This is a genomic window from Streptomyces sp. 3214.6, assembly GCF_900129855.1.
Classification (GTDB): domain Bacteria; phylum Actinomycetota; class Actinomycetes; order Streptomycetales; family Streptomycetaceae; genus Streptomyces; species Streptomyces soliscabiei.
This window is the reverse complement of record NZ_LT670819.1, coordinates 2,811,397-2,837,780: the sequence shown is the minus strand read 5'-3', so window position 1 is coordinate 2,837,780 and position 26,384 is coordinate 2,811,397. Positions and strand designations below refer to the sequence as shown.

At 71.1% G+C, this 26,384-nt stretch carries 27 protein-coding genes; 16 read left to right on the top strand and 11 right to left on the bottom strand.

All coding sequences use genetic code 11. The features are described 5' to 3' along the window. The first annotated feature begins 18 nt into the window (after positions 1 to 18). Complete coding sequence (locus tag B5557_RS12575) at positions 19 to 855, top strand: maleylpyruvate isomerase family mycothiol-dependent enzyme (RefSeq protein ID WP_079659207.1); 837 nt, start codon at positions 19 to 21, stop codon at positions 853 to 855. A gap of 94 nt (positions 856 to 949) precedes the next feature. Here B5557_RS12575 and B5557_RS12570 read toward each other — a convergent pair whose 3' ends face one another. The 7 genes from B5557_RS12570 to B5557_RS12540 form a co-directional block, all read right to left on the bottom strand. After that, a complete protein-coding gene (locus B5557_RS12570) occupies positions 950 to 1,678 on the bottom strand; it encodes an LAETG motif-containing sortase-dependent surface protein (RefSeq protein ID WP_079659206.1) in 729 nt (242 codons plus the stop codon). 162 nt (positions 1,679 to 1,840) lie between these two features. Then, on the bottom strand, positions 1,841 to 2,968 hold the full coding sequence (locus tag B5557_RS12565) for an LOG family protein (protein WP_079659205.1): 1,128 nt from the start codon (positions 2,966 to 2,968) through the stop codon (positions 1,841 to 1,843). Between the two features lie 69 nt (positions 2,969 to 3,037). Beyond that, on the bottom strand, positions 3,038 to 3,457 hold the full coding sequence (locus tag B5557_RS12560; protein WP_079659204.1) for a VOC family protein: 420 nt from the start codon (positions 3,455 to 3,457) through the stop codon (positions 3,038 to 3,040). Between the two features lie 139 nt (positions 3,458 to 3,596). After that, the gene (locus B5557_RS12555) at positions 3,597 to 5,012 is read right to left on the bottom strand and encodes a hypothetical protein (protein WP_079659203.1); all 1,416 of its coding nucleotides are present in this window, start codon (positions 5,010 to 5,012) and stop codon (positions 3,597 to 3,599) included. Continuing rightward, positions 4,994 to 5,737 (bottom strand): ABC transporter ATP-binding protein, encoded by a 744-nt coding sequence (locus B5557_RS12550; protein WP_079659202.1) that lies wholly within the window; start codon positions 5,735 to 5,737, stop codon positions 4,994 to 4,996. The genes B5557_RS12555 and B5557_RS12550 overlap by 19 nt, the downstream gene beginning before the upstream one ends. Before the next feature lie 194 nt (positions 5,738 to 5,931). Beyond that, positions 5,932 to 7,296 carry an aspartate aminotransferase family protein gene (locus B5557_RS12545; RefSeq protein ID WP_079659201.1) on the bottom strand — a complete coding sequence of 455 codons (1,365 nt, stop codon included), beginning with the start codon at positions 7,294 to 7,296 and terminating at the stop codon, positions 5,932 to 5,934. Between the two features lie 19 nt (positions 7,297 to 7,315). Beyond that, positions 7,316 to 7,834 carry an Lrp/AsnC family transcriptional regulator gene (locus B5557_RS12540; protein ID WP_079659200.1) on the bottom strand — a complete coding sequence of 173 codons (519 nt, stop codon included), beginning with the start codon at positions 7,832 to 7,834 and terminating at the stop codon, positions 7,316 to 7,318. Between the two features lie 179 nt (positions 7,835 to 8,013). Between B5557_RS12540 and B5557_RS12535 the strand changes: the two genes are divergently transcribed. The 6 genes from B5557_RS12535 to B5557_RS12510 all read left to right on the top strand — a co-directional run bounded on the left by B5557_RS12535 (position 8,014) and on the right by B5557_RS12510 (position 12,709). Beyond that, positions 8,014 to 9,453: a gamma-aminobutyraldehyde dehydrogenase gene (locus B5557_RS12535; protein ID WP_079659199.1), complete on the top strand. Its 1,440-nt coding sequence runs from the start codon at positions 8,014 to 8,016 to the stop codon at positions 9,451 to 9,453. Between the two features lie 236 nt (positions 9,454 to 9,689). Next, entirely contained in the window at positions 9,690 to 10,505 is an 816-nt protein-coding gene (locus B5557_RS12530; protein WP_079659198.1) for a class I SAM-dependent methyltransferase, read from the top strand. A gap of 171 nt (positions 10,506 to 10,676) precedes the next feature. Beyond that, positions 10,677 to 11,030: a hypothetical protein gene (locus B5557_RS12525; protein ID WP_079664751.1), complete on the top strand. Its 354-nt coding sequence runs from the start codon at positions 10,677 to 10,679 to the stop codon at positions 11,028 to 11,030. Continuing rightward, positions 11,027 to 11,692 (top strand): class F sortase, encoded by a 666-nt coding sequence (locus B5557_RS12520; protein ID WP_079659197.1) that lies wholly within the window; start codon positions 11,027 to 11,029, stop codon positions 11,690 to 11,692. The genes B5557_RS12525 and B5557_RS12520 overlap by 4 nt, the downstream gene beginning before the upstream one ends. Continuing rightward, the gene (locus B5557_RS12515; protein ID WP_079659196.1) at positions 11,689 to 12,186 is read left to right on the top strand and encodes an RNA polymerase sigma factor; all 498 of its coding nucleotides are present in this window, start codon (positions 11,689 to 11,691) and stop codon (positions 12,184 to 12,186) included. The genes B5557_RS12520 and B5557_RS12515 overlap by 4 nt, the downstream gene beginning before the upstream one ends. After that, positions 12,170 to 12,709 carry a hypothetical protein gene (locus B5557_RS12510; RefSeq protein WP_079659195.1) on the top strand — a complete coding sequence of 180 codons (540 nt, stop codon included), beginning with the start codon at positions 12,170 to 12,172 and terminating at the stop codon, positions 12,707 to 12,709. The genes B5557_RS12515 and B5557_RS12510 overlap by 17 nt, the downstream gene beginning before the upstream one ends. Before the next feature lie 39 nt (positions 12,710 to 12,748). Here the strand turns inward: B5557_RS12510 and B5557_RS43665 are convergent, their stop codons facing one another. Continuing rightward, entirely contained in the window at positions 12,749 to 12,892 is a 144-nt protein-coding gene (locus B5557_RS43665) for a hypothetical protein (RefSeq protein WP_159424374.1), read from the bottom strand. Positions 12,893 to 13,116: 224 nt separating this feature from the next. On the opposite strand from B5557_RS43665, the gene B5557_RS12505 reads away from it, so the two are divergent. Continuing rightward, positions 13,117 to 14,820, top strand: coding sequence for an RNA polymerase sigma factor (locus tag B5557_RS12505; RefSeq protein WP_079659194.1), 1,704 nt, complete (start codon positions 13,117 to 13,119; stop codon positions 14,818 to 14,820). Positions 14,821 to 14,836: 16 nt separating this feature from the next. On the opposite strand, the gene B5557_RS12500 is transcribed toward B5557_RS12505, so the two are convergent. Both B5557_RS12500 and B5557_RS12495 read right to left on the bottom strand, forming a co-directional pair. Beyond that, a complete protein-coding gene (locus B5557_RS12500) occupies positions 14,837 to 15,535 on the bottom strand; it encodes a glycerophosphodiester phosphodiesterase (RefSeq protein WP_079659193.1) in 699 nt (232 codons plus the stop codon). Between the two features lie 15 nt (positions 15,536 to 15,550). Then, complete coding sequence (locus B5557_RS12495) at positions 15,551 to 16,678, bottom strand: adenosine deaminase (protein ID WP_231976341.1); 1,128 nt, start codon at positions 16,676 to 16,678, stop codon at positions 15,551 to 15,553. Positions 16,679 to 16,902: 224 nt separating this feature from the next. Between B5557_RS12495 and B5557_RS42805 the strand changes: the two genes are divergently transcribed. Together B5557_RS42805 and B5557_RS12485 are read left to right on the top strand one after the other, a co-directional pair. Beyond that, complete coding sequence (locus tag B5557_RS42805; RefSeq protein ID WP_107472587.1) at positions 16,903 to 17,718, top strand: DUF4190 domain-containing protein; 816 nt, start codon at positions 16,903 to 16,905, stop codon at positions 17,716 to 17,718. Positions 17,719 to 17,903: 185 nt separating this feature from the next. Then, entirely contained in the window at positions 17,904 to 18,242 is a 339-nt protein-coding gene (locus B5557_RS12485) for a hypothetical protein (RefSeq protein WP_079659192.1), read from the top strand. Between the two features lie 194 nt (positions 18,243 to 18,436). On the opposite strand, the gene B5557_RS12480 is transcribed toward B5557_RS12485, so the two are convergent. Further along, on the bottom strand, positions 18,437 to 18,997 hold the full coding sequence (locus tag B5557_RS12480; protein ID WP_079664748.1) for an NADAR family protein: 561 nt from the start codon (positions 18,995 to 18,997) through the stop codon (positions 18,437 to 18,439). Between the two features lie 221 nt (positions 18,998 to 19,218). Between B5557_RS12480 and B5557_RS12475 the strand changes: the two genes are divergently transcribed. The 6 genes from B5557_RS12475 to B5557_RS12450 all read left to right on the top strand — a co-directional run bounded on the left by B5557_RS12475 (position 19,219) and on the right by B5557_RS12450 (position 26,380). Continuing rightward, positions 19,219 to 20,733 (top strand): gamma-aminobutyraldehyde dehydrogenase, encoded by a 1,515-nt coding sequence (locus B5557_RS12475; RefSeq protein ID WP_079659191.1) that lies wholly within the window; start codon positions 19,219 to 19,221, stop codon positions 20,731 to 20,733. A gap of 69 nt (positions 20,734 to 20,802) precedes the next feature. Beyond that, a complete protein-coding gene (locus B5557_RS12470; protein ID WP_079659190.1) occupies positions 20,803 to 22,050 on the top strand; it encodes an ABC transporter substrate-binding protein in 1,248 nt (415 codons plus the stop codon). Further along, positions 22,047 to 23,207: an ABC transporter ATP-binding protein gene (locus B5557_RS12465; protein ID WP_079659189.1), complete on the top strand. Its 1,161-nt coding sequence runs from the start codon at positions 22,047 to 22,049 to the stop codon at positions 23,205 to 23,207. Before B5557_RS12470 ends, B5557_RS12465 begins: the two co-directional genes overlap by 4 nt. Position 23,208: 1 nt before the next feature. Further along, complete coding sequence (locus B5557_RS12460) at positions 23,209 to 24,138, top strand: ABC transporter permease (protein ID WP_079659188.1); 930 nt, start codon at positions 23,209 to 23,211, stop codon at positions 24,136 to 24,138. Beyond that, positions 24,139 to 24,939, top strand: a complete 801-nt coding sequence (locus tag B5557_RS12455; protein ID WP_079659187.1) for an ABC transporter permease — start codon at positions 24,139 to 24,141, stop codon at positions 24,937 to 24,939. Positions 24,940 to 24,961: 22 nt separating this feature from the next. Then, positions 24,962 to 26,380 carry an NAD(P)/FAD-dependent oxidoreductase gene (locus B5557_RS12450; protein ID WP_079659186.1) on the top strand — a complete coding sequence of 473 codons (1,419 nt, stop codon included), beginning with the start codon at positions 24,962 to 24,964 and terminating at the stop codon, positions 26,378 to 26,380. Positions 26,381 to 26,384: the final 4 nt, after the last annotated feature.

The following is a 26,384-nucleotide window of genomic DNA, read 5'->3' as shown; positions in this document are numbered from 1 at the left end:
ACCCCTACGGTGTTACGTATGACCCTTCTCGCACATGACCGCTACTGCGACGAAATCGCCCACCAGGTCGGCCTGTTGAGGGCCGTGGTGACCTCCGGGGCGGACCTGTCGGCCACCGTGCCGACCTGCCCCGACTGGTCGCTGGAGCAACTCGTGCGGCATATGGGCGGCGCCCTGCGCTGGGTGGACGCGCTGGTGCGGACCCGGGCCCAGGAGGAGATCCCGGCGGAGTCGGTGCCGCTGTACGGCGGCCCGGACGGCGAGGGCGACCCGGCCGCGCTGGACGCCTGGCTCGCCGAGACCGGCGAGCTGGTCGTCGGCGCGCTACGGGAGGCCGGTCCCGACGCGAAGGTGTGGGGCTGGGCCGGGACGCTCGACTCCGGCTTCTGGGCGCGCCGGATGACCCACGAGATCACCGTGCACCGCGCGGACGCCGCCGTCGCCGCCGGACTGCCCTACGAGGTCGCGCCCGACGTGGCAGCCGACGCGCTGGACGAGTGGCTGCAACTCGTGGAGTGGGTGCAGCGGAACATGCCGCAGGCGGTGGACGACGAACTGCTCGTCCCGGGCCGCAGCATCCACCTGCACGCCACCGACACGACGGCTGACCTGAACGCCGAGCGAAGCGAGATGGGGGTCCCCCCGACCGAAGGGTGGGGGAGGCTGATCGAGCTCACCGAGCGCGGGATCGTCTGGCGTCGCGGTCACGAGAAGGCGACGGTCGCCCTGCGCGGCCCGCTCACCTCCGTGCTGCTCGCCTTCTACCGCCGACTACCCCTGGACAGCCCGGGGTTGGAGGTGCTCGGCGAGCGCGAGCTGCTGGAGCTCTGGCTGGAGAAGACGAAGTTCGGCTGAGGAAGCCGGGCGCGGGCGGGCCGGCGGCCGACCATGCGGGTGGCCCGCCCCGGCGAAGGGACGGGCCACACACGCGTGCTGTTCGTCGTGCGGGTCAGCGGTTGCTGGACCCACGGCGACGCATGCCGAAGAACACCGCGCCACCGCCGACGGCGACCAGCGCGGCCGCTATGCCGACGATCAGACCGGTGTTGGAGTTGGCGCCGGTCTCGGCGAGGTTGGACTCCTGGACGGCGGCCGACGGGGCGTTGCTCGCGGAGGGCGCGGGCGCGGCGCTGTCGCTCGCCGAGTCGGACGGGCTCGGGGCGGCGGTGTCGGCCGGCGGCGAAGCGGTGTCCGACGGGGTCGAGGACGGAGTGCCGGAGGGGGTTCCGGACGGGGTGGTCGACGGCGTGGAGGTGTCGTCGGCCTTGCAGGCCTTGGCCGGGACGGACAGGTTCGGCGTGATGTCGGCGTTGACCTTCTTGCCGTTCTTGGCGGTGGCCTCGATGTGGACGCGGTAGACCGCACCCGGCTGCCAGTCCTCGGCGAAGGTGATGTCCGTGCCCTTGGCGGAGCCGGCCACGGTCTGGGCGGTGCCGACCTGCCGGACGTCGGCGTTGTTGTTCTCGAGGAAGACGGTGACCTGGGCCTCGACGCCCGTGGCGTCCTTGTCGGTCACGGTGATGACGCCCTTGGCGCCGTCACAGCCGGCGGCAGCGGAGAAGTCGCCGATCTTGCAGGCCATTGCGTTGCCCGCTGCGCTGAACGCGAGGGCGGCGGCGGCGGTGGTGACACCGAGCATGCGCACCGAACGGGCGGCGGTACGGCGGGAAAGGGACACGTTTGTCCTTTACGGGATGCGCAACTGCGGGGGGTGGAGGGGGAGATGGCGCCCCCGGTGAGCCGAGTGCGTCACCATCCCCAGCAGGCTCACAGGTCTATAAGCGTTTCATAAGAAGTGTCAATGCGGGGACGCCTCTGAGCGGCCGACTTTGCCCGCTTATTAAGCATCGAGACGTTTCAACGCCTCCGGCGCCTCCTCGATCCGGTCAACGAGGGCGATACGGGACTCCATCGACCGCTCCCGGGCGAGTGACCGCAAGAGCGGCCAGGCGGGCAGGCGTTCGGTCCAGTGCTCCCGGTTCACGAGCACCATCGGCGTCGGCTCGCCCCGCGACCCGTAGTAGTTGGGCGTCGCGTTGTCGAAGATCTCCTGGACGGTCCCGGCGGCGCCCGGCAGGAACACCACTCCGGCGTTGCAGCGGGCCAGCAGGCCGTCCTCGCGAGTGGCGTTGGAGAAGTACTTGGCGAGGTGCGAGGCGAAGGGGTTGGGCGGCTCGTGGCCGTAGAACCAGGTGGGGATGCCCACCGAGGGGCCGCCGCCGGGCCAGTTGGCGCGCACCTCGAAGGCGGCCCGCGCCCATTCGGTGATCGAGGGCGTGAACCTCGGCGCCTTGGCGAGGAGTCGCAGCGCGTCGGTCAGCATCTCGCCGTCGAAGGGGGCGGCGTACGCGCCGAGGTTCGCGGCCTCCATCGCGCCGGGGCCGCCGCCGGTCGCCACCGTGAGCCCGGTGCGGGCGAGTTCACGGCCGAGGCGGGCGGCGCCGGCGTACTCCTCTGTGCCGCGCGCCATGGCGTGACCACCCATGACTCCCACCACCCGGGCGCCGACGAGGAGTTCGTCGAGCGCGTCCGAGACGGCGTCGTCGTGGATCGAGCGGAGCATCGAGCCGAATATGTCGCCGTCCGCCTTGGTCTGCTGGAACCAGGCGTACGTACGGGCGTCCGGGGTCGCCTCGTAGCCCTCGTCGAGGGACTCGAACAACTCGTCCGGCGTGTAGACGAAGCCGCGGTACGGGTCGAAGGGCAGGCCCGGTACGGGCGGGAAGACCAGGGCCCCGGAGGCGCGGGACTTCGCGGCCGCCTCCGGGGCCATGGGGCAGCCGAGGAAGACGGCGCCCGAGGTGTCCAGGGCGAGCAGGGTGTCCGTACGGTCCGTCAGATCGACGGCCTGGACGCGGAAATGGGAGAGCGTGCCGTGAGTCCGGGTGACCTCGTCGAACTCGGCGAGGGACTCGATCTCACGGTCGTGGGAACCGTCGAACGGCTGGGCGGGTGTCGTCGGATGCACCCGCCCATGCTAGGCACGGCCGTGCGGCGGACCGGCCGGTTCCGGCATCGGCGCCGGTACCGGCTTCGGTCAGCCCTGGACGGCCGACGGGTCCATCCAGATGACCTCCCAGGTGTGGCCGTCGAGGTCGTCGAAGGAGCGGCCGTACATGAAGCCCATGTCCTGCGTCCGACCGCTGGGCGAGCCGCCGAGGGCGAGCGCCCTGTCGACCAGTTCGTCGACCTTCTCGCGGCTCTGGGCGCTCAGGGCGATCAGGACCTCGCTGCTCTTCGTGGAGTCCGCGATCTCCTTGTCCGTGAAGGTCGAGTAGAACGGCTTGGTGAGGAGCATCGCGATGATCGTGTCGCTGATCACCACCGAGGCCGCGTTGTCGTCGCTGAACTGCGGGTTGATCGTGTAGCCGAGCTCCGTGAAGAACTTCTTCGAGGCGTCGAGGTCGCTCACGGGCAGGTTCACGAAGATCATCTGCTGGTAGGCCGGGGCGGTCATCGGGTCTCTCCCATCGGGTGGTGTGCTGTACGGCGGGGTAGACCGGGGGGTCGCGCGGAACTCATCGGTGGGCCGGGATCTTTTTTCGGCGAGGGTCCGGCGAGGGTCCGGCGAGGGTCGGGCAAGGGTCCGGCGGGGCTCAGTCGGTCAGGGGGAGCGACGCGAGTTCGGCCACGATCAGGGTGAGCGGGACGAAGAGGGCCAGGAGGGCGCCGGTGCGCAGGGCGGCGGCGCTGCGCAGCGTCTTGGCCGGGGCGCCCAGGCGGAGGAGGGCGGCGGTGGTGTCGGCGCGTGCCTGCCTCGCCTCCACGGCCGCCGTCAGCAGCGTGGCGACGGTGCAGCCCGCCACGACCAGCGCGCCCAGGGTGCTGAGCGGGCCGAAGGACGCGTCGGCCGGGTCGTACAGCGCGGCCATCGTGTACGCACCGGAGGCCACCGCGCAGACCACGCCCAGCGGACGGCCGATGCGGGACGCCTCCTGCATCAGGCCGCGGCCGGCGAGGAGGCGAAGTGCGCCGGGGCGGGCCGACTGGAGCAGACGGCCGCAGAGGAGGGTGAGGCCGGGGCCGGCCAGGGCGAGGCCCACGGCGGTCAGGGTCCAGCCGAGGAGTACCGCGGCGGGGCCGGTGGGGAGGCCGCCGGGGAGGGGGAAGGTGCTCGGGTTCGCCGAGCGGTTCGCGTACGCCTCCACGGCCAGGCCGGCGGCGAGGACGGCTGCGCCCCAGGGGAGGGCGGTGGGGTTGGGGGGTGCGGCGAGGGCGGGGGGTGCGGTGAGGTCGGGGAGGTGGTCCGACGCCTCCTGAGCGTCGCCGGTCGCTGCTGGTGCCGGTGCCGGTGCCGGGGGGTTGGTCATGCCGTCCGGCGTTTGCGGGGTGCTGTCGTCCGTGGGCCGGGAGCCGCCCGAGGCGGTACGACTGCCCGCGGGCTGCGGCTGGAGGCGTGCGCCGAACCTGCCGTACTCGCCGAATCTCTCCCCTGTGTCCCTTCTCCCGTTCGCCCCGAAGCGGCCCAGCATCCTTGGGGTTGCCCGGGCTGCCACCTGGGTGTCTCTCGGGCGCAGTGTCCATGCCACGGCGAGGGACGAGGTGACCGGTACGAGGGAGAGCAGGGTCAGGGTCGCCGGGAGGGGGAGGGGCTGGTTCGCGGCCAGGAAGTCCCGTGCGGCTCCGTCGAACGGCATGCCTGTGAGGTCGCCGCGGAGGTGGAGGAAGAGCAGCAGGGCCAGCATCGAGCCGAGGAGGGTGGAGAGGGCTGTCGTCGTCGCCGAGACGGCCATCAGCCGCGTCGGGCCGAGGCCGATCGCCGCCAGGCCGGGGCGGGGACGGGTGCCGGGGTCGGTGCGGGCGACGGCGAGGGCGAAGTAGACCGTCGCCGTCAGGGGAACCGCGCACCAGGCGAGGCGGAGCAGGGAAGTGGTCGAAGGCTCGGGGTGGGTGAGGGCTTGGCCCAGGGTGCTGAGCAGGAGGAAACCGGTGCCCGCGGAGGCCGTCGCCACCAGGAGGCGGCGCAGTTGCACCGCGGGGTGGGCGCTGCGGGTCAGACGGAGAGCGAGCACGCGGCCCCCCGGCCTTCCTGCTCCGTGACCGGCGGCAGATGGACCGTCTTCACCCGGCGCCCGTCCAGCAGCGGCACCGTGCGGTCGGCGAGGGCCGCGGTCTCCGGGTCGTGGGTGGCCAGCACCACGGTGATGCCGTGGGAGCGGGCCGCCGTCGTCAGGGTGCGCAGGACATGGGCCCGGTCCGCGCGGTGCAGGGGGGCCGTCGGCTCGTCCGCGAAGAGGACGGAGGGGGCGGGGGCCAGGGCGCGGGTGATGCAGACGCGCTGGCGCTCGGCCTGGGTGAGTTCCAACGGGCGGCTGTGGGACTTGTCGCCGATGTCGAGGCGCTCCAGCCACTCCAGGGCCGCGACCTTGGCCCGGCGGCGGCTGGTGCCGCGCAGCATCAGGGGGAGGGCCGCGTTCTCCCAGACGTTGAGTTCGGGGACGAGGACCGGCACCGGGTCGATCCAGCCGAAGCGGTCGCGGCGCAGCCGTTCGCGGGCCATCGGGCCCATCGTGTGCACGGGGACGCTGTTGAACCAGACCTCGCCACGCTGGGCGGGCACCAGGCCGGACAGACAGCGCAGCAGGGTCGTCTTGCCGCTGCCGCGCGGGCCGCTGACGGCGAGGATCTCGCCCTCCCGTACCTCCAGCGAGACCCCGCCGAGGCCGGGTGAGCCGTCGCGGTGCGTGAAGTGCAGGGAGCGTGCCCAGAGCACGTCGTTGTCCGGCGGGGCCTCCATGGGCGTACACCTCGCTTCAGATCTGTGGTTCCCGTGCCAATCCCCCGTGCGGGGGAACGAAGGCAGGGCCGATCGGTCACTGGCACGCTAAGGAGGCGAGAGCGGGCATCCGGACAGCACGCGGCCCCGGGCCGCCGTTTCTCACTCGAACGGTCGACGTCGGGGCCGGTGTTGATCAGCTGATCAGGCTGACGTCACAGCTTCGTCCACGCCTCCGTCAGGGTGGCGCGCAGGATCTGCTCGATCTCGTCGAACGTCTCCTGGTTGGAGATCAGCGGCGGGGCGAGCTGGACGACCGGGTCGCCGCGGTCGTCGGCACGGCAGTACAGGCCGTTGTCGAAGAGGGCCTTGGACAGGAAGCCGTACAGGACGCGCTCGGTCTCCTCCTCGTTGAAGGACTCCTTCGTCGTCTTGTCCTTGACCAGCTCGATGCCGTAGAAGAAGCCGTTGCCGCGGACGTCGCCGACGATCGGCAGGTCGTGCAGCTTCTCCAGCGTCGCGCGGAACGCGCCCTCGTTGTCCAGCACATGCTGGTTCAGGCCCTCGCGCTCGAACAGGTCGAGGTTGGCGAGGCCGACCGCCGCGGAGACCGGGTGGCCGCCGAAGGTGTAGCCGTGCAGGAAGGTGTTGTCGCCCTTGTAGAACGGCTCGGCCAGCTTGTCGCTGACGATGCAGGCGCCGATGGGGGAGTAGCCGGAGGTCATGCCCTTGGCGCAGGTGATCATGTCCGGGACGTAGCCGAACTTGTCGCAGGCGAACATCGTGCCGAGGCGGCCGAAGGCGCAGATGACCTCGTCCGACACGAGCAGCACGTCGTACTGGTCGCAGATCTCGCGGACCCGCTGGAAGTAGCCGGGCGGGGGCGGGAAGCAGCCGCCCGCGTTCTGGACGGGCTCGAGGAAGACCGCCGCGACCGTGTCCGGGCCCTCGAAGAGGATCTGCTGCTCGATCTGGTCGGCGGCCCAGCGGCCGAAGGCCTCCGGGTCGTCGCCGAAGATCGGGGCGCGGTAGATGTTGGTGTTCGGGACCTTGTGCGCGCCCGGGACGAGCGGCTCGAAGGGGGCCTTCAGGGCCGGCAGGCCGGTGATGGACAGGGCGCCCTGCGGGGTGCCGTGGTACGCCACCGCGCGGGAGATGACCTTGTACTTGGTCGGCTTGCCCTGCAGCTTGAAGTACTGCTTGGCGAGCTTCCAGGCGGTCTCGACGGCCTCGCCGCCGCCGGTGGTGAAGAAGACCTTGTTGAGGTCGCCGGGCGCGTGGTGGGCGAGACGCTCCGCCAGCTCCACGGCCTTGGGGTGGGCGTAGGACCACACCGGGAAGAACGCGAGTTCCTGCGCCTGCTTGAAGGCGGTCTCGGCCAGCTCGGTGCGGCCGTGACCGGCCTGGACCACGAACAGACCCGCGAGACCGTCGAGGTAGCGCCGGCCCCTGTCGTCGTAGATGTAGGTGCCCTCGCCCCGGACGATCGTCGGGACCGGGGAGTTCTCGTACGAGGACATGCGGGTGAAGTGCATCCACAGGTGGTCGTACGCGGTGCGGCTGAGGTCCTTGGTGCTCACGGTTATCGGGTCCTCACGGTTATCGGGTTCCCCACATGTAGGTCTGCTTCTTCAGCTTCAGATAGACGAAGCTCTCGGTGGAGCGCACGCCCGGCAGGGCACGGATGCGTTTGTTGATGACGTCCAGCAGATGGTCGTCGTCCTCGCAGACGATCTCGGCGAGGATGTCGAACGAGCCCGCCGTCATCACCACGTACTCGACTTCCGGCATGTCGGTCAGCGCGTCCGCGATGGACTCGACGTCGCCCTCGATGTTGATCCCGACCATCGCCTGCCGGCGGAAGCCCACGGTGAGCGGGTCCGTGACGGCGACGATCTGCATCACGCCCTGGTCGAGCAGCTTCTGGACGCGCTGACGCACCGCCGCCTCGGAGAGGCCGACGGCCTTGCCGATCGCCGCGTACGGCCGGCGGCCGTCCTCCTGGAGCTGCTCGATGATGGCGAGGCTGACGGCATCGAGGTGAGGGGTGCTGCCGTTCCTGGACTCGCGGGAGTCCCTGTGCTCTGCGCTTCGACTGGCCACGGCCTCACTGTGCACGACGTCTCGACAGTTCCGCAAGGTCGATGCGATGAAATTCGTTGTTTACGTGAGTGAGATCTGCGGATTCCGCAGTCGATGCGGGGATGGGGGTGTTGAAAACGTGGGCGGGCGGATTAGGGTGGGTGTCTCAGTCCATGGACACCCCCCAACAGTCAGAAACCGACAGGAGGCCGGCAGTGAGCACCGAGCTGCGTCGTCTGCGCAACTACATCGACGGTGAGTTCCGGGACGCCGTCGACGGACGGACCACCGACGTGGTCAACCCCGCGACGGGCGAGGCGTACGCGACCGCGCCGCTGTCCGGCCAGGCGGACGTCGACGCCGCGATGGCGGCCGCGGCCAAGGCCTTCCCGGGCTGGCGCGACACCACCCCGTCCGAGCGTCAGAAGGCCCTGCTGAAGATCGCGGACGCGTTCGAGGAGCGCGCCGAGGAACTCATCGCGGCCGAGGTGGAGAACACGGGCAAGCCGATCGGGCTCACGCGGTCCGAGGAGATCCCGCCGATGGTCGACCAGATCCGCTTCTTCGCGGGGGCCGCCCGGATGCTGGAGGGGCGCTCGGCCGGCGAGTACATGGACGGGATGACGTCGATCGTCCGCCGTGAGCCGGTCGGCGTCTGCGCGCAGGTCGCGCCGTGGAACTACCCGATGATGATGGCCGTGTGGAAGTTCGCCCCGGCGATCGCCGCGGGCAACACGGTGGTGCTCAAGCCGTCGGACACGACGCCCGCCTCCACCGTCCTGATCGCCGACATCGTCGGCTCGATCCTGCCCAAGGGCGTCTTCAACGTCGTCACCGGCGACCGTGACACCGGCCGGCTGATGGTCGAGCACCCGACCCCGGCGATGGCCTCCATCACCGGCTCGGTCCGCGCCGGCATGTCTGTCGCCGAGTCCGCGGCCAAGGACGTCAAGCGCGTCCACCTGGAGCTGGGCGGCAAGGCGCCGGTCGTCGTCTTCGAGGACACCGACATCGCCAAGGCCGTCGAGGACATCTCCGTGGCCGGCTACTTCAACGCAGGCCAGGACTGTACGGCGGCCACCCGCGTCCTCGTCCAGGAGTCGATCCACGACGAGTTCGTCGCCGCGCTCGCCAAGGCCGCGGCCGAGACGAAGACCGGCCAGCCGGACGACGAGGACGTGCTCTACGGCCCGCTGAACAACCCCAACCAGCTCAAGCAGGTCACCGGCTTCATCGAGCGGCTGCCCGCCCACGCCAAGGTCGAGGCGGGCGGCCAGCGGGTCGGCGAGAAGGGCTACTTCTACGCCGCGACCGTCGTGTCCGGGCTGAAGCAGGACGACGAGATCATCCAGAACGAGGTCTTCGGACCGGTCATCACCGTTCAGTCCTTCACCGACGAGGACCAGGCGGTGGAGTGGGCCAACGGCGTCGAGTACGCCCTCGCCTCCTCCGTGTGGACCAAGGACCACGGGCGGGCGATGCGCATGTCCAAGAAGCTGGACTTCGGCTGCGTGTGGATCAACACCCACATCCCGCTGGTCGCCGAGATGCCCCACGGCGGCTTCAAGAAGTCCGGCTACGGCAAGGACCTGTCGGCCTACGGCTTCGACGACTACACGCGCATCAAGCACGTGATGACGTCCCTGGACGTGTAGGAGGCGGGCCACCGCAGCGAGGGGCGTGCCGTGCGCACGCCCCTCGCCTTTCGACGCTCCCCTCTGAGCCGATCGGCTCAGGCGCGGCGCGCCTCGGCCGCGAGGGCGGCCGCCGGTGGACGATCGGTGCGCAGGCGGTCTCGGGACCGCCGTCCCCCGGCACCGTCCCACCGCGCGAGAGGCCCGGCCATGAAACCGTTCGACGACGACACCCTCGGCGTCGAGCCGACTGCGACGTGAGCGCCCCTCCACACGGGGGCGCGCCGGGCGACGGCCGCTACGGCGAAACCGTCTTCGGTCCCGAACGTGCGGGCGAGGGCGAGCGCATCGACTTCGGCGCCCTCGCCTACGACGACTTCACCATGACGCGGCTGCGGGCCCTCGGGGCCGGCCCGGGATGGCGGTGCCTCGACGTGGGCGCCGGTACGGGCACGGTCTCCCGCCGGCTGCTGGACGAGGCCGGGGTGGCGAGCGTCCTCGCCGTGGACCGCGACGTACGTTTCCTCACCGAGCGGGCCGTGCCCGGGCTCGACGTGCTGAAGGCCGACATCACCGCCCCGCACTTCGCCCCCGGCCGGTTCCGGCTCGTTCACGCGCGCTTCGTGCTGATGCATCTGCCCGAGCACGACCGTCTGATCACGCATCTCGCCGAACTCGTCGCGCCCGGCGGTGTGCTGGTGCTCAGTGACGCGGTCGACCTGACGAGCGACCGGACGCCCGGCACGCCGTACACCGCGGTGATGCGGGCGATGTGGCAGGGGCTGGGGGCCGCCATCGGCACCGATGTCTCCTGGGTGCCGTCGTACCCGCACCTGCTGCGCGGGGCGGGGCTCGCGTCCGTCGCCGCCGAGATTCATGTGCCGCCGCTGCTGCCGGGCAGTCCCATCAGCCGCTTCTGGGCGGACACCTGGGAGCGGAGCAGAGCGGCGATCCTCGCCACCGGCCTGGTCGACGAGCCGGCCGTTGAGGAGGCGATCCGGTACCTGGACTCCGACGAATGCGCCGCGCTGTCGGCCGGCATGCTCACCGCCTGGGGAAGGAAGCCCGAGTAGGCCGCCTGGCGCCGATCCGCCTGCGCCCCTTTCCCGGCTGGGACCCCCGAATTTCCCGGCCGGGACCCCCGAAAAGGGCTTTGCCATCTCTTTACAACCTGTTCCCGGGCTGCCTCGTCTCTCCGCTCGATCCGTCAACGGACCGATGAAAGAGAGCGATTCATGCGACTCATGCCCCGAACGGGCTTCGCCGCCCTGGCAGTTGCCGGCGCCGCCCTGCTGGCGGGCGCGGCCCCCGCGCTCGCCGACGGCACGCCGACCCCCGTCCCCAGCGCCGCCACCCCGGCGGCGAGCGAGGCTCCGGCCGACCCCTCCACCGCCCCGAGCGCCGCGCCCGCGGCCAGCACGGCCCCGAGCACCATGCCGAGCCAGGTGAGCGTCGTGCCCAGGGGAGCGGCCGACACCGGCGTCGCGGAGCCCTCCGAGAGCCACACCGGAGTGATCGGCGGCAGCGCGGCCGCGGCGCTCGCGGCGGCCGGCGCGGCCTTCTACGTCGTACGGCGCCGGAGGGCGACCGGCGCATGAGGGCGCTCTCCAGGCGCGCCCCGGCCCTGACGGCCCTGGCGGTGCTGCTGCTCACGGGCTGCGCCGGCCACGCGGCCGACGACGCCCCGGCCGCCTCCGCCGACCCGGTCGCCACGACCGCCGCACGGACCCCGGGCGCGTCCTCGACCCCCTCCGGCCGGGCGGCGCGTCCCCTTGCCCGCTCGGCGCCGGTCGGGCTGCGGATTCCGGCCATCGGGGTCGACACCCGGGTCATGCGGCTGGGGCTGGCCGGCGACGGCAGCGTGCAGGTGCCTCCCGTCGAGAAGCACGACCGGGCGGGGTGGTACGAGCACTCGCCGACACCGGGGGAGACCGGTCCGTCGGTGATCCTCGCCCATGTCACGGTCGGCCGGTACGGCGACGGCGTCTTCCGCCACCTCGACCGGCTGCACCGGGGCGACCGGATCGAGGCGCGCCTGGAGAACGGCACGACGGCCGCGTTCGCCGTCACCGATGTACGGACCGTCGACAAGGCGCGGTTCCCTACCGAGGAGGTCTACGGGAACGTGGACCGGCCCGAACTGCGTCTCATCACGTGCGGCGGGCCCCGTACCGGCGACGGGTACCGCGACAACGTGATCGTCTTCGCCGCGCTGAGCACCGGTTCCGGTGCCGCGTCGAGTTCCGCGGGAGAACGTTGAAACGGTCACGCACGCGCGAGAGGGCGGCGTCCGAGCTGTTCGCCGCCCTCTACCCACGCCTCGCCGGCTGGTGCCGCCGTCTCGTCGACGACGACGAGACGGCGCACGAGATCGCCTCGGAGGCGTTCACCCGGCTCTGGGCCCGCTGGACGAGCGTGGCGGAGCCCCAGGGCTTCCTCTTCGTCACCGCCGCCAACCTGGTCCGCGACCACTGGCGCAAGCTCGAGCGGGAGCGCAGGGCCGTGCGCAGGGCCACCGTCGAGGCCGCCGTCGCCCCGCCCGCCGAACCGGCCGACCCCTCTGTGCGGCTGCTCGTGCAGTCGCTGCCCGACCGGCTGCGCGTCCCGATCCTGCTGCACTACTACGCTGACATGCCGATCAGGGAGGTGTCCGTGCTGACCGGGCGCAAGGAAGGAACCGTCAAGGCAGACCTGCACGCGGCCCGCGAACTGCTCCGCGCCCATCTGAGGAGAAGCCTTGATCACACCCGCTGACGACTTCGACGACGGCCCGGACCTCGACCCCGACGACCCGCTCACCGTCATCCTGCGCCCCACCCCCGGCCACCTCGGCCCGCCGCCCGGCCGGTACGAGCAGATCCGTCGCGGCGCGGCCCGCCGCCGGGTGCTGCGCGCCGCGGCAGGCGTCGGCGCGACCTGCGCCGTCGCCGCGCTCGCCGTCCTGCTCCCGCTGCGCCTGACTGCGTCCGACACGCCCGCCCGCCCGGCGGTCCCGCTCGCCCCGCCCCCGATGAGCAGTTCCCCGACGGCGCCCACGCCTTCACCCTCCGTGCCGTCGTCGTCCATGCCCTCGCCGCCCACGCCCTCGCCGTCCGTCGTGCCCGGCACCGAGCGCCCTACGCAGGGGGCCGCCACCCCCGCCCCGGACCGCCTGCCCTCGACTGCCCCCGACGGCACCGCTGTCCCGGACACCGCCCGCACCCCCGTGGGCGAGCCGAGCCCCTCCGGGCGGCAGACGACCCCGTCCGACCCGAGCACACCGTCACTCTCGCCGTGAAAGGGGCTCCGGCGGTGGCGGTGGCGGTCGTGGCGTCGGCTATGTGAGTGCCGCCAGGGCGATGCGCTTGGCCACCGGGTTCATGTCCTCGCCCTTGGCGTCCGTGGAGTCGACCGAGTAGACGACTCCCGCCGAAGCGGCGACCTGCCGCGGGGGCAGCGTGTCGAAGCGGTGCGCGTACACCTCCTCGAAGGTCGTCCGACGGGGCGGGGTCGTTCCGGATCGTCGGCGGGGAGGGTGCCGGTCCCTGACAGAACCCCGAGCAAGTCCCGTGCAGGATGGGGGAGTTGTGCGGGGCTTCTCCTACGGGTGCCGAAAAAGTGTTATCCCGGGCCCGTTCCGCTCGTCCCCACGGGTGTGATCTCCGACATTGCCAACAGCGGGGGCCCGGCTGAGAGGGTGCGGGCATGAGGACGTACGCCGACGCCGAGGCCGCGCACTGGCGTGCCACCATCGCAAACGCGCAGGCCGGAGATCGGCAGGCGCTGGACGAACTGGTCGCGGGCTGGCTGCCGCTGGTCTACAACATCGTCGGCCGCGCCCTGAACGGCCATGCCGACGTCGACGACGTCGTCCAGGAGACCATGCTCCGCGCCGTCGGCAACCTTGGCTCGCTGCGCGACCCCGACAGTTTCCGCTCCTGGCTGGTCGCGATCGCCATGCGGCAGATCCGGGACCGCGCGCGCCGCAGGACGACGCAGCGCCTCGACGAGAGCGTGCCGCAGGACGGGGCCGCCGACTTCGCCGAACTCACCGTTCTCCGGCTCCAGTTGGAGGGCCAGCGGCGCGAGGTCGCGGAGGCGGTGCGCTGGCTGGACGACGAGGACCGGCAACTGCTGTCCCTGTGGTGGCTCGAGGTCGCCGGCGAACTCACCCGCCGCGAGCTGGCCGCCGCCGTCGGCATCAGCCGCCAGCACGCCGCGGTGCGCGTGCAGCGGGTGAAGGAGCGCCTGGAGGTCTCGCGGGGCATCGTGCGCGCCCTCGAAGGCGCCTGCCCCGACCTGCGCGAGGTGACCGCCCGCTGGAACGGCCGCCCGGACTCCGTATGGCGCAAGCGGCTGGCCCGGCACATTCGCGGCTGCGGCTACTGCGGCGACACCAGCGAGTCCGTCGTCCCGGCGGAACGGCTGCTCGTCGGGATCGCACTGGTGCCGATCCCGGTCGGCTTCACGCTCTCCCTGGCCCTCGGCGGCAAGACGGCCGCGGCGGCCACCGGCACGGCCTCCGTCGGCTGGTCCGCGAAGGTGCTGACCGCGATGACCAAGCCGGCCGTCGCAGTCACGGCCGGCGCGACCCTCGCCGCGGGCGGCGCCTACGTCGTCGTACAGAGCCCCGACGACCCGCCCCGGCGCGCGGCGGTCGTCCCCACGGCGGCGAGCACCCCCGCCCCCGCGCCGCCCGCCGCCTCCCCCACCCCTTCCCCGTCCGCCTCGCCGTCGCCGTCGCCGTCCCCCTCGCCCTCGGTGACACAGAAGAAGACCGCGCTGTACGGCAGTGTCGTCGATGCCGTCGACGGCGCGCCCGCCCCCGACACCCCGCCCGCCGCCCTGCCGCAGCGGCCCGCGTCCGGCCTCACCAGCAGCGGCGGGGCGCACGCGACCATGAACCACCGCGGGGACGGCGTGACGCTCAGCGGGCAGGGCTATGTCCTCGTGCGCTGGCAGATATTTCCCCAGTACCGCCCCGGCAACCTGGTCATGCCGACTTGGACCGGCCTCCGGGGCAAGCTCTTCCATGTGGCCTCGGGCGGCGGCCGCCGCATGGACGACCCCGTCAGCGACACGGACCGCACGGACACCGGCATGGGCAACAAGACCACCGGGTACACCGTGCTGCCGGGCGGCGCTCAGCAGATGTGGCAGAACGAGTACTTCTACCTCACCGGCAGCGTCACCCTCACCGTGAACGAGCGGGGCGCCGACTACAACCTCAACGTCTTCCCGACGACGTGGGACGCCGTGGAGAAGGACGTCACGACCGGCCCCGCCCAGGGCGCCCGGCGCTACGGCCTGGTCCGCGACACAGGCAAGGACGACACACCTGTCCCGCAGTACGTCACCCGCGAGACCCCGGCCGACTTGGCGACCGTGGCGCAGCGCTCACGCGTCTAGCTAGCCAGGACCCGTTCTAGCAGTCCGGGTCACCCTGCTCGCGGAGGGCGGTCAGGACGTCGATGCGGTTGGTGGTGATCGAGTCGACGCCCAGGTCGATGAGCCGGCGCAGCGAACGACGGGTGTCGGGGGTCCAGACGGAGAGCAGGTAGCCGTCGTGGTGGACGCGCGCGGCCAGCTCCCGGTCGACCAGGGAGAAGCGGTAGTTGAGCCAGCGCGGCTTGACCGCGGTGAGCAGGGCCGGGCGCGGGGGCGCCAGGCTGGTGTGGGTCAGGGCGATCTCGGCGGACGGGTCTGCAGCGCGCACGGCGAGCATGGCGGTGCCGTCGGCGCAGTAGTACGCGCGGTCGGCCGCCCCCGCCTCCCGTACGGCGTCCACGATCCGGCGGGCGGTCCGCACCTCCCGGGTGCCCGGCAGATCCAGCATCACGCGGCTGCCGTCGGTCGCCGCGAGCGCCTCCGCGAGCGTCGGCACCGCGCCCGCCGTCAGCCCGCGCACCTCGGCCGCCGACAGCGACCGCAACGGCCGGTCCAGCTCCCACAGCCGCTTCAGCGTCTCGTCGTGCAGCAGCACGGGCACGCCGTCCCGGGTGAGGCGGACGTCGAACTCGACGGCGTCCGCGCCCTGGTCGAGCGCGGAACGCAGCGAGTCGAGCGTGTTCTCACGGAAGCGGTACGGGTCGCCGCGATGGGCCACGGCAGTGAGCGTCTGCATGGGCCCATTGTGACGTCAGGGAGCGAGCCACTCCGCCGTGTAGGCGTCGATCTCGTCCCTGAGCCGTCCCTTCCCGGCCTCGTCCAGGAAGGACGCCTCGACGGCGTTGGCGGCGAGGTCGGCGAGCGCGCGCTCGTCGAGGTCGAGGAGTCGGGCCGCGACCGCGTACTCGTTGTTCAGGTCGGTGCCGAACATCGGGGGGTCGTCGGAGTTGATCGTGACGAGGACGCCGGCCTTCACGAACTCCTTGATCGGGTGCTCGTCGAGGGTGCGGACCGCGCGGGTGGCGATGTTCGAGGTGGGGCACACCTCCAGGGCGATGCGGTGCTCGGCGAGATGCGCGAGCAGCTTTCCGTCCTGCGCGGAACTGGTGCCGTGGCCGATGCGTTCGGCGCGCAGGTGGGTCAGCGCGTCCCACACCGTCTCGGGGCCGGTGGTCTCGCCGGCGTGCGGCACCGAGCGCAGGCCGGCGGCGATCGCCCGGTCGAAGTACGGCTTGAACTGCGGGCGCGGCACGCCGACCTCGGGGCCGCCCAGCCCGAAGGAGACCAGCCCCTCCGGGCGGATCCGGTCGTCGGTGGCGAGTCGCGTCGTCTCCTCGGCGGCTTCCAGGCCGGCCTCGCCGGGGATGTCGAAGCACCAGCGCAGCACGGTCCCGAACTCCGCCTCGGCCGCCTTGCGGGCGTCCTCGATCGCGTCCATGAAGGCCCGTTCGTCGATGCCGCGCCGGGTAGAGGAGAACGGGGTGATGGTCAGCTCGGCGTACCGCACCTGCTGGCGGGCCAGGTCCCGGGCGACCTCGTACGTCAGCAGCCGGACGTCCTCCGGGGTGCGGATGAGGTCGACGACCGACAGGTACACCTCGATGAAGTGGGCGAAGTCCGTGAACGTGAAGTAGTCGACCAGGGCCTCGGGGTCGGTGGGCACCTTGGAGTCGGGGTGCCGGGCGGCCAGCTCGGAGACGATGCGAGGGGAGGCGGAGCCGACGTGGTGGACGTGCAGTTCGGCCTTGGGCAGCCCGGCGATGAAGGCGTGCAGGTCGCGGGCGCCGGCCACGGCGGGCGCGGTGGGACCGGCGGGCACACCGGAGACGGGGGAGCCGGGGGAGCCGGGGGTCGCGGCGGCGTCGAAACGGTCGGTCATGGGGTCCTCCCCAGGGACGGCGCCCCGGGCCGAGCGGGCCTGACGGGACGCGGGTGATCGGCTGATCGATGAGTCGGGATCATCGTAGGCGGCGCTCTCCCGTGCCCGTCGCCCACATCCCCGAGCTGTGGGCCGTAGCATGACGGAGCGTACGCGGGACGGAACGGTGTTCGGATGACGGAACGCGCACGCTTGGCAGAGGGTGACAAGAGGGGGATCCACGCATGTCCGACGACGCGCCGACTCCGGCCGGTGACGCCGAGGCAGCCGGTCCGCAGGACGCGGTTCCCAGGGTGTCGTTGGGCAAGAACGCGACGGACTCGGGCCCGACGCACAGGGACACGACGGACTCGGGCTCCACGGACAGCGCTGCCGGTGCTGCCGGTGGCTCTCCGGTCGCGCCGAACCCCTGGGCCGCCCCGGGCGACGGCGCGCAGAGCGGCCCAGGCCACACCGTCGCCGCGAACGAACCCCTGGCTTCCACCCCCTTCCCGCCGTTCGTCCACGACCGGGGGACGGCCAGCTCGCTGCCCTCGGACGGCGCCTTCGGCCGTCCGCAGGCGAACGGTCCGCTCGGGTCGTTCCCGCCGCCCGACCCGGCCACCGCCGCCGGCGGTCCGCCGCCCAACCCCTTCGCGCCTCCCGCGCAGGGCGGTGCGGTCCCCCCGCCGCCGATCGCACCCGACGGGCCAGGACAGATCCCGTACGGCTATCCCGGCGGCTACGGCTACCCCTCCCACCCCCACTACGGGGGTGGCGCTCCCGGTCCCTACGGCTGGGCCGGGCACGGGGCCGGGGAGAGCAACGGCATGGGCGTCGCCGGGCTCGTGCTCGGGATCATCTCGGCCGTCGTCTTCTGCCTGTGGCCGGTGGCGATCGTCCTCGGCATCCTGGGCGTCGTCTTCGGCGCGGTCGGCCGCGGCAAGGCCAAACGCGGCGAGGCCTCCAACCCCGGCCAGGCACTGGCCGGCATCATCTGCGGAGCCGCAGGCATCGTCCTGGCCATCGGCCTGGGCGTCCTGGTGATCGTGGCCCCCTGAGGCGGGAGACGACCTCGCCATCAAACCCGTCAGGCGGCCGATGTGGCCTTGGAGTTGGAGACCGTGGAGCCCGTCGAGACCTCGCGATACTGTTTTTGCACGCATTGCGAGACGGGGGTGGCATGTCGGCAGAAGCTATAGGCGCGTTAGTTGCGGCACTGGCATTCTGCGTGAACGGGTGGTCGATGCTCTACCTGGCCAGACAGACGAAGGCGGCCGGGGAGCAGACGCGCGTGGCCGTTGAGCAGGCCAAGGTGAGCAATGTCGTGGCGGCCGTGTCGGCGAACGACGATGTGATGAGCAGCGGTGTGCATGTACACGAGCGCGTCCCTGAGAGCGGCAGCGCCGGCCCGTGGACGGACTACTGCCGCCAAACCGTTGAGAACAGCCCGGTCCTGCGCCACCTGCTGCGAGCACATCCCACTTGGTGGCCGCACCTGCTGTCGGTACTGCCCGACCACCTTCTGCAAGCCGACGGCCCGGCCCGTGTGCCCGCCCCCGGCGGGGGCCAGGGAGTCGCTTGAGCGTCAACTAGACACAGGACCCGGCAGGCCCGGCGCAGGTCCGGCTGGACCGGCCAGGCCTCGGCTGGACCGGGCGCAGGCCCCGGCAGGACGGCCAGGCGCCCGGGAGGTCCGGGGAGGTGTCGGCTGGTCCTGGGCGGATCGGGCGGGGAGTCGGGTGGGGCGGGCAGGTGCCGGGGGGGGGGGGGGGTGGGTCAGGCTTGTGCTCTCAGCCGCTCTCTCGCCTGCATCAGGGCGAAGCCAAGGAGGTTCAGGCCTCGCCAGCGCTCCGGGTTCATCGCGGCCTCGTCGTCCGCCGTCAGGCCGATGCCCCACACGCGGTCCATGGGGCTCGCCTCCACCAGCACCCGCTCGCCGGTGCCCAGCAGGAACGCCCGCAGTCCTGTGTCCGAGGCGAACTTGTGGACGCTGCCCTCGACCACGATCGGGAACCGCTCCCGCTCCCAGACCGCCTCGTCGAAGCCGCGCACCAGCCGCCCCTCCTTCTTCGCCTGGGCGGGAGACCTGGCGGCCAGCGCCCGTCGCTCCGCCTCCGCGTCTTCGAAAAGTCGCGCCTTCCCGGCCATCATCCAGTGCTCGGCCGTCGCATACGTGACCCCGTCGACCACGAACGGTGACGGCCACCACTGGCTCAGACAGCTCGGCCCCACCTGGCCGTCCGGCCTCGGCCGGTGTCCCCAGAAGTGCAGGTACTTGATCCTCGCCCCCGCTCGGGCCGCCCTGACCAGGGCGTCCCGGCCGTCGATCGTCTCCATGCACGCCAGCATCGCAGGGGCCACCGACACCGTGTCCCGCATTTTCCGTCTCGACTCGGCACCTGGTCGCCCCCGGTCGACAGATTCCGTCGCGTAACCAAAAGGCAACAACGGAATCACTTGTTGGGGTGCCCTTGCTCTGTCAGGATCGGCAATCAAATCAGGCCGGAGCTACGCCACCCGCTCTCGCGCAGAGCGGGGCGAAGGCGGAGGAGAGCGACATGCAGGACCGGTTCCCCGCACAGGAACGTTTCGCGGACGGCGCTCAGTACATCGGAGGCCGTCTCACCCACGGCACGTCCGGCCGGACCCACGCCGTGATCGACCCCGCGACCGGCGAGGAGGTCTTCACCTACACGCTGGCGAGTGCCGACGACGTGGACGCGGCCGTCGCCGCCGCCCGCGCCGCCTTCCCGGGCTGGTCCGGCGCCACGCCGGGCGAGCGTTCGGACGCCCTGCACCGCCTGGCCGCCGTCCTCGCCGACCGAGCGGAGGAATTCGCCCGCGCCGAGTCCCTCCAATGCGGCAAACCGCTGAAGCTGACCCGTCAGTTCGACGTCCCGGGGACGATCGACAACACCGCCTTCTTCGGCGGCGCCGCCCGCCATCTCGCGGGCCAGTCCGCGGGCGAGTACTCCGGTGACCACACCTCCTACGTCCGCCGAGAGCCCATCGGCGTCGTCGGCTCCATCGCCCCCTGGAACTACCCCCTCCAGATGGCCGCCTGGAAGATCCTCCCGGCGATCGCCGCGGGCAACACCATCGTGCTCAAGCCCGCCGAGCTCACCCCGCTCACCTCGCTCCTCTTCGCCTGGGCGGCGACGGAGGCCGGCCTGCCCGACGGTGTCGTCAACATCGTCAACGGGACCGGGAAGGAGGCGGGCGAACACCTCGTCGGACACCCCGATGTCGCCATGACCTCCTTCACCGGCTCCACCGCCGTCGGCAAGCGCGTCGCCGAGCTCGCCACCGCGACCGTCAAGCGACTCCACCTGGAGCTGGGCGGCAAGGCACCCTTCGTCGTCTTCGACGACGCCGACCTGGAGGCCGCCGCCAACGGCGCGGTCGCGGGCGCGCTCATCAACACCGGACAGGACTGCACGGCCGCCACGCGCGCGTACGTGCAGCGGCCCCTCTACGAGGCGTTCGTCGAGCGGACGGCCGCCCTGATGGAGACCGTCCGGCTCGGCGACCCCTTCGCCCCCGGCACCGACCTCGGCCCGCTGGTCTCGCACGCCCAGCGTGACCGGGTCGCGGCCTTCGTCGACCGGGCGCGTGCCTACGCGCGCGTGGTGACCGGCGGCGAGGCCCCGCAGGGCGAGCTCAAGAACGGCGCCTACTATCTGCCCACGCTGATCGCGGACGCGGCCCAGGACAGCGAGATCGTCCAGTCCGAGATCTTCGGGCCGGTCCTGGTCGTCCTGCCGTTCGACAGCGACGACGAGGGCATCGCGCTCGCCAACGACACCCCGTACGGGCTCGCGGCCTCCGCGTGGAGCCGGGACGTCTACCGGGCGAACCGGGCGACACGCGAGATCAAGGCCGGGTGCGTGTGGATCAACGACCACATTCCGATCATCAGCGAGATGCCGCACGGCGGCTACCAGGCGTCCGGCTTCGGCAAGGACATGTCGGCGTACTCGTTCGAGGAGTACACCCAGATCAAGCACGTTATGTTCGATAACACGGCGGTGGTTCGGAAGCCCTGGCACCGCACCGTCTTCGGGGACGCGTAAGCGACGACTGACAAGCGACGACGAACGGCCGCCGACCACGGCCGGACCTCCCGAAAGGGCACCACGCGCATGGAGCAGTACGAGCCCGACCGCCTGAGCCCGGCCCAGGTGGCCGCCATACGGCGCAGTTTCCGCAACGGCAGGGCGGCCATGACCCGCCGGTCGCTGCTGCGCGCCTCCGCCGGAGGCGTGCTCACCCTCGGCGGCCTCGGCGCACTGAGCGCCTGCGGGATTCCCGCGGCCGGCAAGTCCGGGGGCGGCACGTCCGCCGAGGACCACTCGGCGCAGGAGAAGACCGTGAACTTCTCCAACTGGACCGAGTACATGGACGTCGACGACAGCGGCAAGCACCACCCCACGCTCGACGCCTTCACCAAACGCACCGGCATCAAGGTCAAGTACACCGAGGACATCAACGACAACAACGAGTTCTTCGGCAAGATCAAGCCGCAGCTCGCCGCGGGCCAGGACACCGGCCGCGACCTCATCGTCCTCACCGACTGGCTGGCCGCCCGCCTCATCCGCCTCGGGTGGGTCCAGAAACTGGACGCCTCCCACCTCCCGCACGCCTACGCCAACCTGTCGCAGCAGTTCCGCAGCCCCGACTGGGACCCGGGCCGGGCCTACTCCTATCCCTGGCAGGGCATTTCCACCGTCATCGCCTACAACAAGAAGGCGCTGGACGGCGTCGAGGTGAAGTCGGTCTCCGACCTGCTCGACAATCCCAAGCTGAAGGGCCGCGTCGGCTTCCTCACCGAGATGCGCGACAGCATGGGCATGACGCTGCTGGACATGGGCAAGGACCCGGCGAAGTTCACCGACGACGACTACGACGCGGCCATCGCCCGCCTGCAGAAGGCCGTCGACAGCGGCCAGATCCGCCGCTTCACCGGCAACGACTACACGTCCGACATCACCAGCGGCGACTTCGCGGCCTGCCTCGCGTGGGCCGGTGACGTCGTCCAGCTCAAGGCGGACAGCCCCGACGTCGACTTCGTCATCCCCGACACCGGCTATCTGACGTCCAGCGACAACATGCTGATCCCCAACAAGGCGCGCCACAAGACGAACGCCGAGCGGCTCATGGACTACTACTACGAGCCGGAGCCGGCCGCCGAACTCGCCGCCTACATCAACTACGTCTGTCCCGTCGACGGAGTGAAGGACGCCCTTGCGAAGATCGACGCGGATGCGGCGAACAACCCGCTGATCATCCCCGACAAGGCCATGCAGGCGAGATCCCACTCCTTCCGCTCCCTGAGCTCGAAGGAAGAGACCGCCTACGAAGCAAAGTTCGCGAAGCTCACTGGGGCGTGACGACGATGAAGACAACGGACAACGGCAGCGGCGACGTCCGCCTGGCCGGCATCGGCAAGACCTACGGCTCCTTCACCGCCGTCCACCCGCTCGACCTGACCGTCCCCCAGGGCTCCTTCTTCGCCCTGCTCGGCGCCTCCGGCTGCGGCAAGACCACCACCCTGCGCATGATCGCCGGCCTGGAGGAACCTTCCTCCGGGACGGTCCACCTCGGCGACCAGGACGTCACGGCCCTCCCGCCGTACAAGCGCCCGGTGAACACCGTCTTCCAGTCCTACGCCCTCTTCCCGCATCTCGACATCTTCGAGAACGTCGCCTTCGGCCTGCGCCGACGCGGCATCAAGAGCGTGAAGAAGCAGGTCGAGGACATGCTGGAGCTCGTCCAGCTCGGCGAGCAGGCCCGCAAGAAGCCGCACCAGCTCTCCGGCGGTCAGCAGCAGCGCGTGGCCGTGGCCCGCGCTCTCATCAACCACCCCAAGGTGCTCCTCCTCGACGAGCCCCTCGGCGCCCTCGACCTCAAGCTGCGCCGCCAGATGCAGTTGGAGCTCAAGCGCATCCAGACCGAGGTCGGCATCACCTTCGTGCACGTCACGCACGACCAGGAGGAGGCCATGACGATGGCCGACACGGTCGCCGTGATGAACGCGGGCCGCGTCGAACAGCTCGGCTCGCCGACCGACCTCTACGAGAACCCGAACACCACCTTCGTCGCCAACTTCCTCGGCACGTCGAACCTGATCGAGGCGGAGGTCGACGCCAAGAGCGGCGACGACATCGTCCTGAAGGCGGGCGGCGGCAAGCTGGTGCTGCCCGTGGCGCGCTGCGCCGCGCCCACGTCGACCGGCGGCAGGGTGCTGGTCGGCGTCCGTCCGGAGAAGATCTCCCTCACCCACGCCGACGACGCGGGCGAGATCCCCGAGGGCCGCAACCGCATCACCGGGAAGATCGCCAACTCCTCGTTCATCGGCGTCTCCACCCAGTACGTCATCGACAGCGCGGTCTGCCCCGAGTTCGAGGTCTACGCCCAGAACATCGACCGCGACGCCCGGCTGATCCCCGGCGCCGACGTCGTCCTGCACTGGAGTCCGGCCCACACCTTCGGCCTGGACGCGTCCCAGGACATCGACGCGGGCATCCAGGAAGAGGCGGCGGTCTGACATGGCGACACTCGCCGAGGCGCCCCCGCCTCTCACCCCCACGGCTCCCGAGCAGAAGCCGCCCCGCAGGCGCGGGCGCCTCACGCCGTACTGGCTGCTGCTGCCCGGGCTGCTCTGGCTCTTCGTGTTCTTCGCGCTGCCGATGATCTACCAGGCCTCCACGTCCGTGCAGACGGGCTCCCTGGAGAACGGCTACAAGGTCACCTGGCACTTCGCCACCTACTGGGACGCGCTGAGCGAGTACTGGCCGCAGTTCCTGCGCTCCGTCCTCTACGCGGGCGCGGCCACGATCCTGTGTCTGGTGCTGGGCTACCCGCTGGCCTATCTGATCGCCTTCCGCGCGGGCCGCTGGCGGAACCTGATCATGATCCTGGTGATCGCGCCGTTCTTCACCAGCTTCCTGATCCGCACCCTCGCCTGGAAGACGATCCTCGCGGACGGCGGCCCGGTCGTCGGCGCCCTCAACACGCTGCACGTCCTGGACGTCACCAGCTGGCTCGGCTGGACCGCGGGGGACCGCGTCCTCGCCACACCGCTCGCGGTGGTCTGCGGTCTGACGTACAACTTCCTGCCGTTCATGATCCTGCCGCTCTACACCTCGCTGGAGCGCATCGACGGGCGTCTCCACGAGGCCGCGGGCGACCTGTACGCCAGGCCGGTCACCACCTTCCGCAAGGTCACCTTCCCGCTGTCGATGCCGGGCGTGGTCTCCGGCACGCTGCTCACCTTCATCCCGGCCGCCGGCGACTACGTCAATGCCGAACTCCTCGGCTCGACCGACACCCGCATGATCGGAAACGTCATCCAGACGCAGTTCCTGCGCGTGCTGGACTATCCGACGGCCGCTGCCCTCTCCTTCATTCTCATGGCCGCGATCCTGCTCATGGTCACCTTCTACATTCGCAGGTCCGGGACGGAGGATCTGGTCTAAATGCCCTTCGTCAACTGGCTCAAGCGCCATTTCGTGGTCATCGCGGGACTTCTCACGCTCGGCTATCTCCTGCTGCCGAACATCGTGGTCACGGTGTTCTCCTTCAACAAACCGAAGGGCCGCTTCAACTACCAGTGGCAGCAGTTCTCCACGGACGCATGGAAGGACCCGTGCGGGGTCGCCGGGCTGTGCGGCTCGCTCTCGCTCAGCCTCCGGATCGCGATCTGGGCGACCATCGGCGCCACGGTCCTCGGCACGATGATCGCCTTCGCGCTGGTGCGCTACCGCTTCCGCGCGCGGGGCGCCGTCAACTCGCTGATCTTCCTGCCCATGGCGATGCCCGAAGTCGTCATGGCGGCCTCGCTGCTCACCCTGTTCCTCAACCTGGGTGCACAGTTGGGATTCTGGACGATCCTCATCGCGCACATCATGTTCTGCCTCAGCTTCGTCGTGACGGCCGTCAAGGCGCGCGTCATGTCGATGGACCCGCGCCTGGAACAGGCCGCCCAGGACCTCTACGCCGGACCGGCGCAGACCTTCCTGCGCGTCACCCTGCCCATCGCGGCCCCCGGAATCGCCGCGGGTGCGCTGCTCGCCTTCGCGCTCTCCTTCGACGATTTCATCATCACCAATTTCAACGCGGGCTCGACCGTCACCTTCCCCATGTTCGTCTGGGGTTCGGCCCAGCGTGGAACGCCCGTTCAGATCAACGTCATCGGCACGGCCATGTTCCTCGTCGCCGTACTGTTCGTCCTGATGTCGATGGTCATCGGAAACCGCCGCCGCAAACAAAAGGCATAAAGCTCTGTAGGGAGTTGAAATCATGGCCCCAAGCGCCATGAACCGGTGGATCACTTCTCTTTCCGACGCCCAGCCGGTCCCGTACTGGCTGGAAGACCCCGGCAAGCCCCACCCCGAGCCCGCGCTCACCGACGCCGAGACCTGCGACCTGCTGGTCGTCGGCGGCGGCTACAGCGGACTGTGGACCGCGCTCGTCGCCAAGGAGCGCGAGCCGCGGCGGGACGTGGTGCTGCTGGAGGGCCGCGAGGTGGGCTGGGCCGCCTCGGGCCGCAACGGAGGCTTCTGCGCGGCCTCCCTCACCCACGGGCTGCCCAACGGGCTGGCCCGCTGGCCCGACGAGATCCACCGGCTGCAGGAGCTGGGCGGGCGCAACCTCGACGAGATCGAGTCGGCGATCGCCCGGCACGGCATCGACTGCGACTTCGAGCGCACCGGTGAGATCGATGTCGCGACGCAGACGTACCAGGCGTGGGAGCTGCGCGACTGGTACGAGGAACTCGACCGCAAGGGCCTCGCCGAGGGCCTGGAGTTCCTCGACGCGGACGCGGTCCGCGAGCAGGTCGCCTCGCCCACCTTCGAGGCGGGCCTGTACGACCGTCGGGGCGTGGCCATGCTCCACCCCGCCAAACTGGCCTGGGGCCTGAAACAGGCCTGCGCCCGCCTCGGCGTCCGCGTCTACGAGCACACCCCCGCCCTGGACCTGAAGCCGTACGGCGCGGGAATGGCCGTACGCACCCCCTACGGGTCGGTCCGCGCCCGGCAGGTCGCCCTCGGCACGAACATCTTCCCGAACCTGGTCAGGCGGGTGCGGGCGTACACCGTCCCTGTCTACGACTACGCGCTGATGACCGAACCGCTGACCGCCGAACAGCTCGACTCGGTCGGCTGGAAGAACCGTCAGGGCCTCGGGGACAGCGCCAACCAGTTCCACTACTTCCGCCTGTCCGCGGACAACCGCATCCTCTGGGGCGGCTACGACGCGATCTACCCGTACGGTGGCCGGGTGCGCGCCGAGTACGACGACCGGCCGGAGACCTACGCCAAGCTCGCCGGTCATTTCTTCGGCTGCTTCCCGCAGTTGGAGGGCGTCCGCTTCACGCACGCGTGGGGCGGCGCGATCGACACCTGCTCGCGCTTCTCGGCGTTCTTCGGCACGGCCCACCAGGGCAAGGTGGCGTACGCAGCCGGCTACACCGGCCTGGGCGTGGGGGCCACCCGGTTCGGCGCCGAGGTGATGCTGGACCTGCTGGCGGGGGAGGCCACCGAGCGGACGTCCCTGGCGATGGTCCGCAAGAAGCCGCTGCCCTTCCCGCCCGAGCCGTTCGCCTGGACGGGCATCGCCCTCACCAAATGGTCCCTGGCCCGCGCCGACGCACACGCCGGCCGCCGCAACCTGTGGCTGAGGACGATGGACCGACTGGGTCTGGGCTTCGACAGCTGACCCC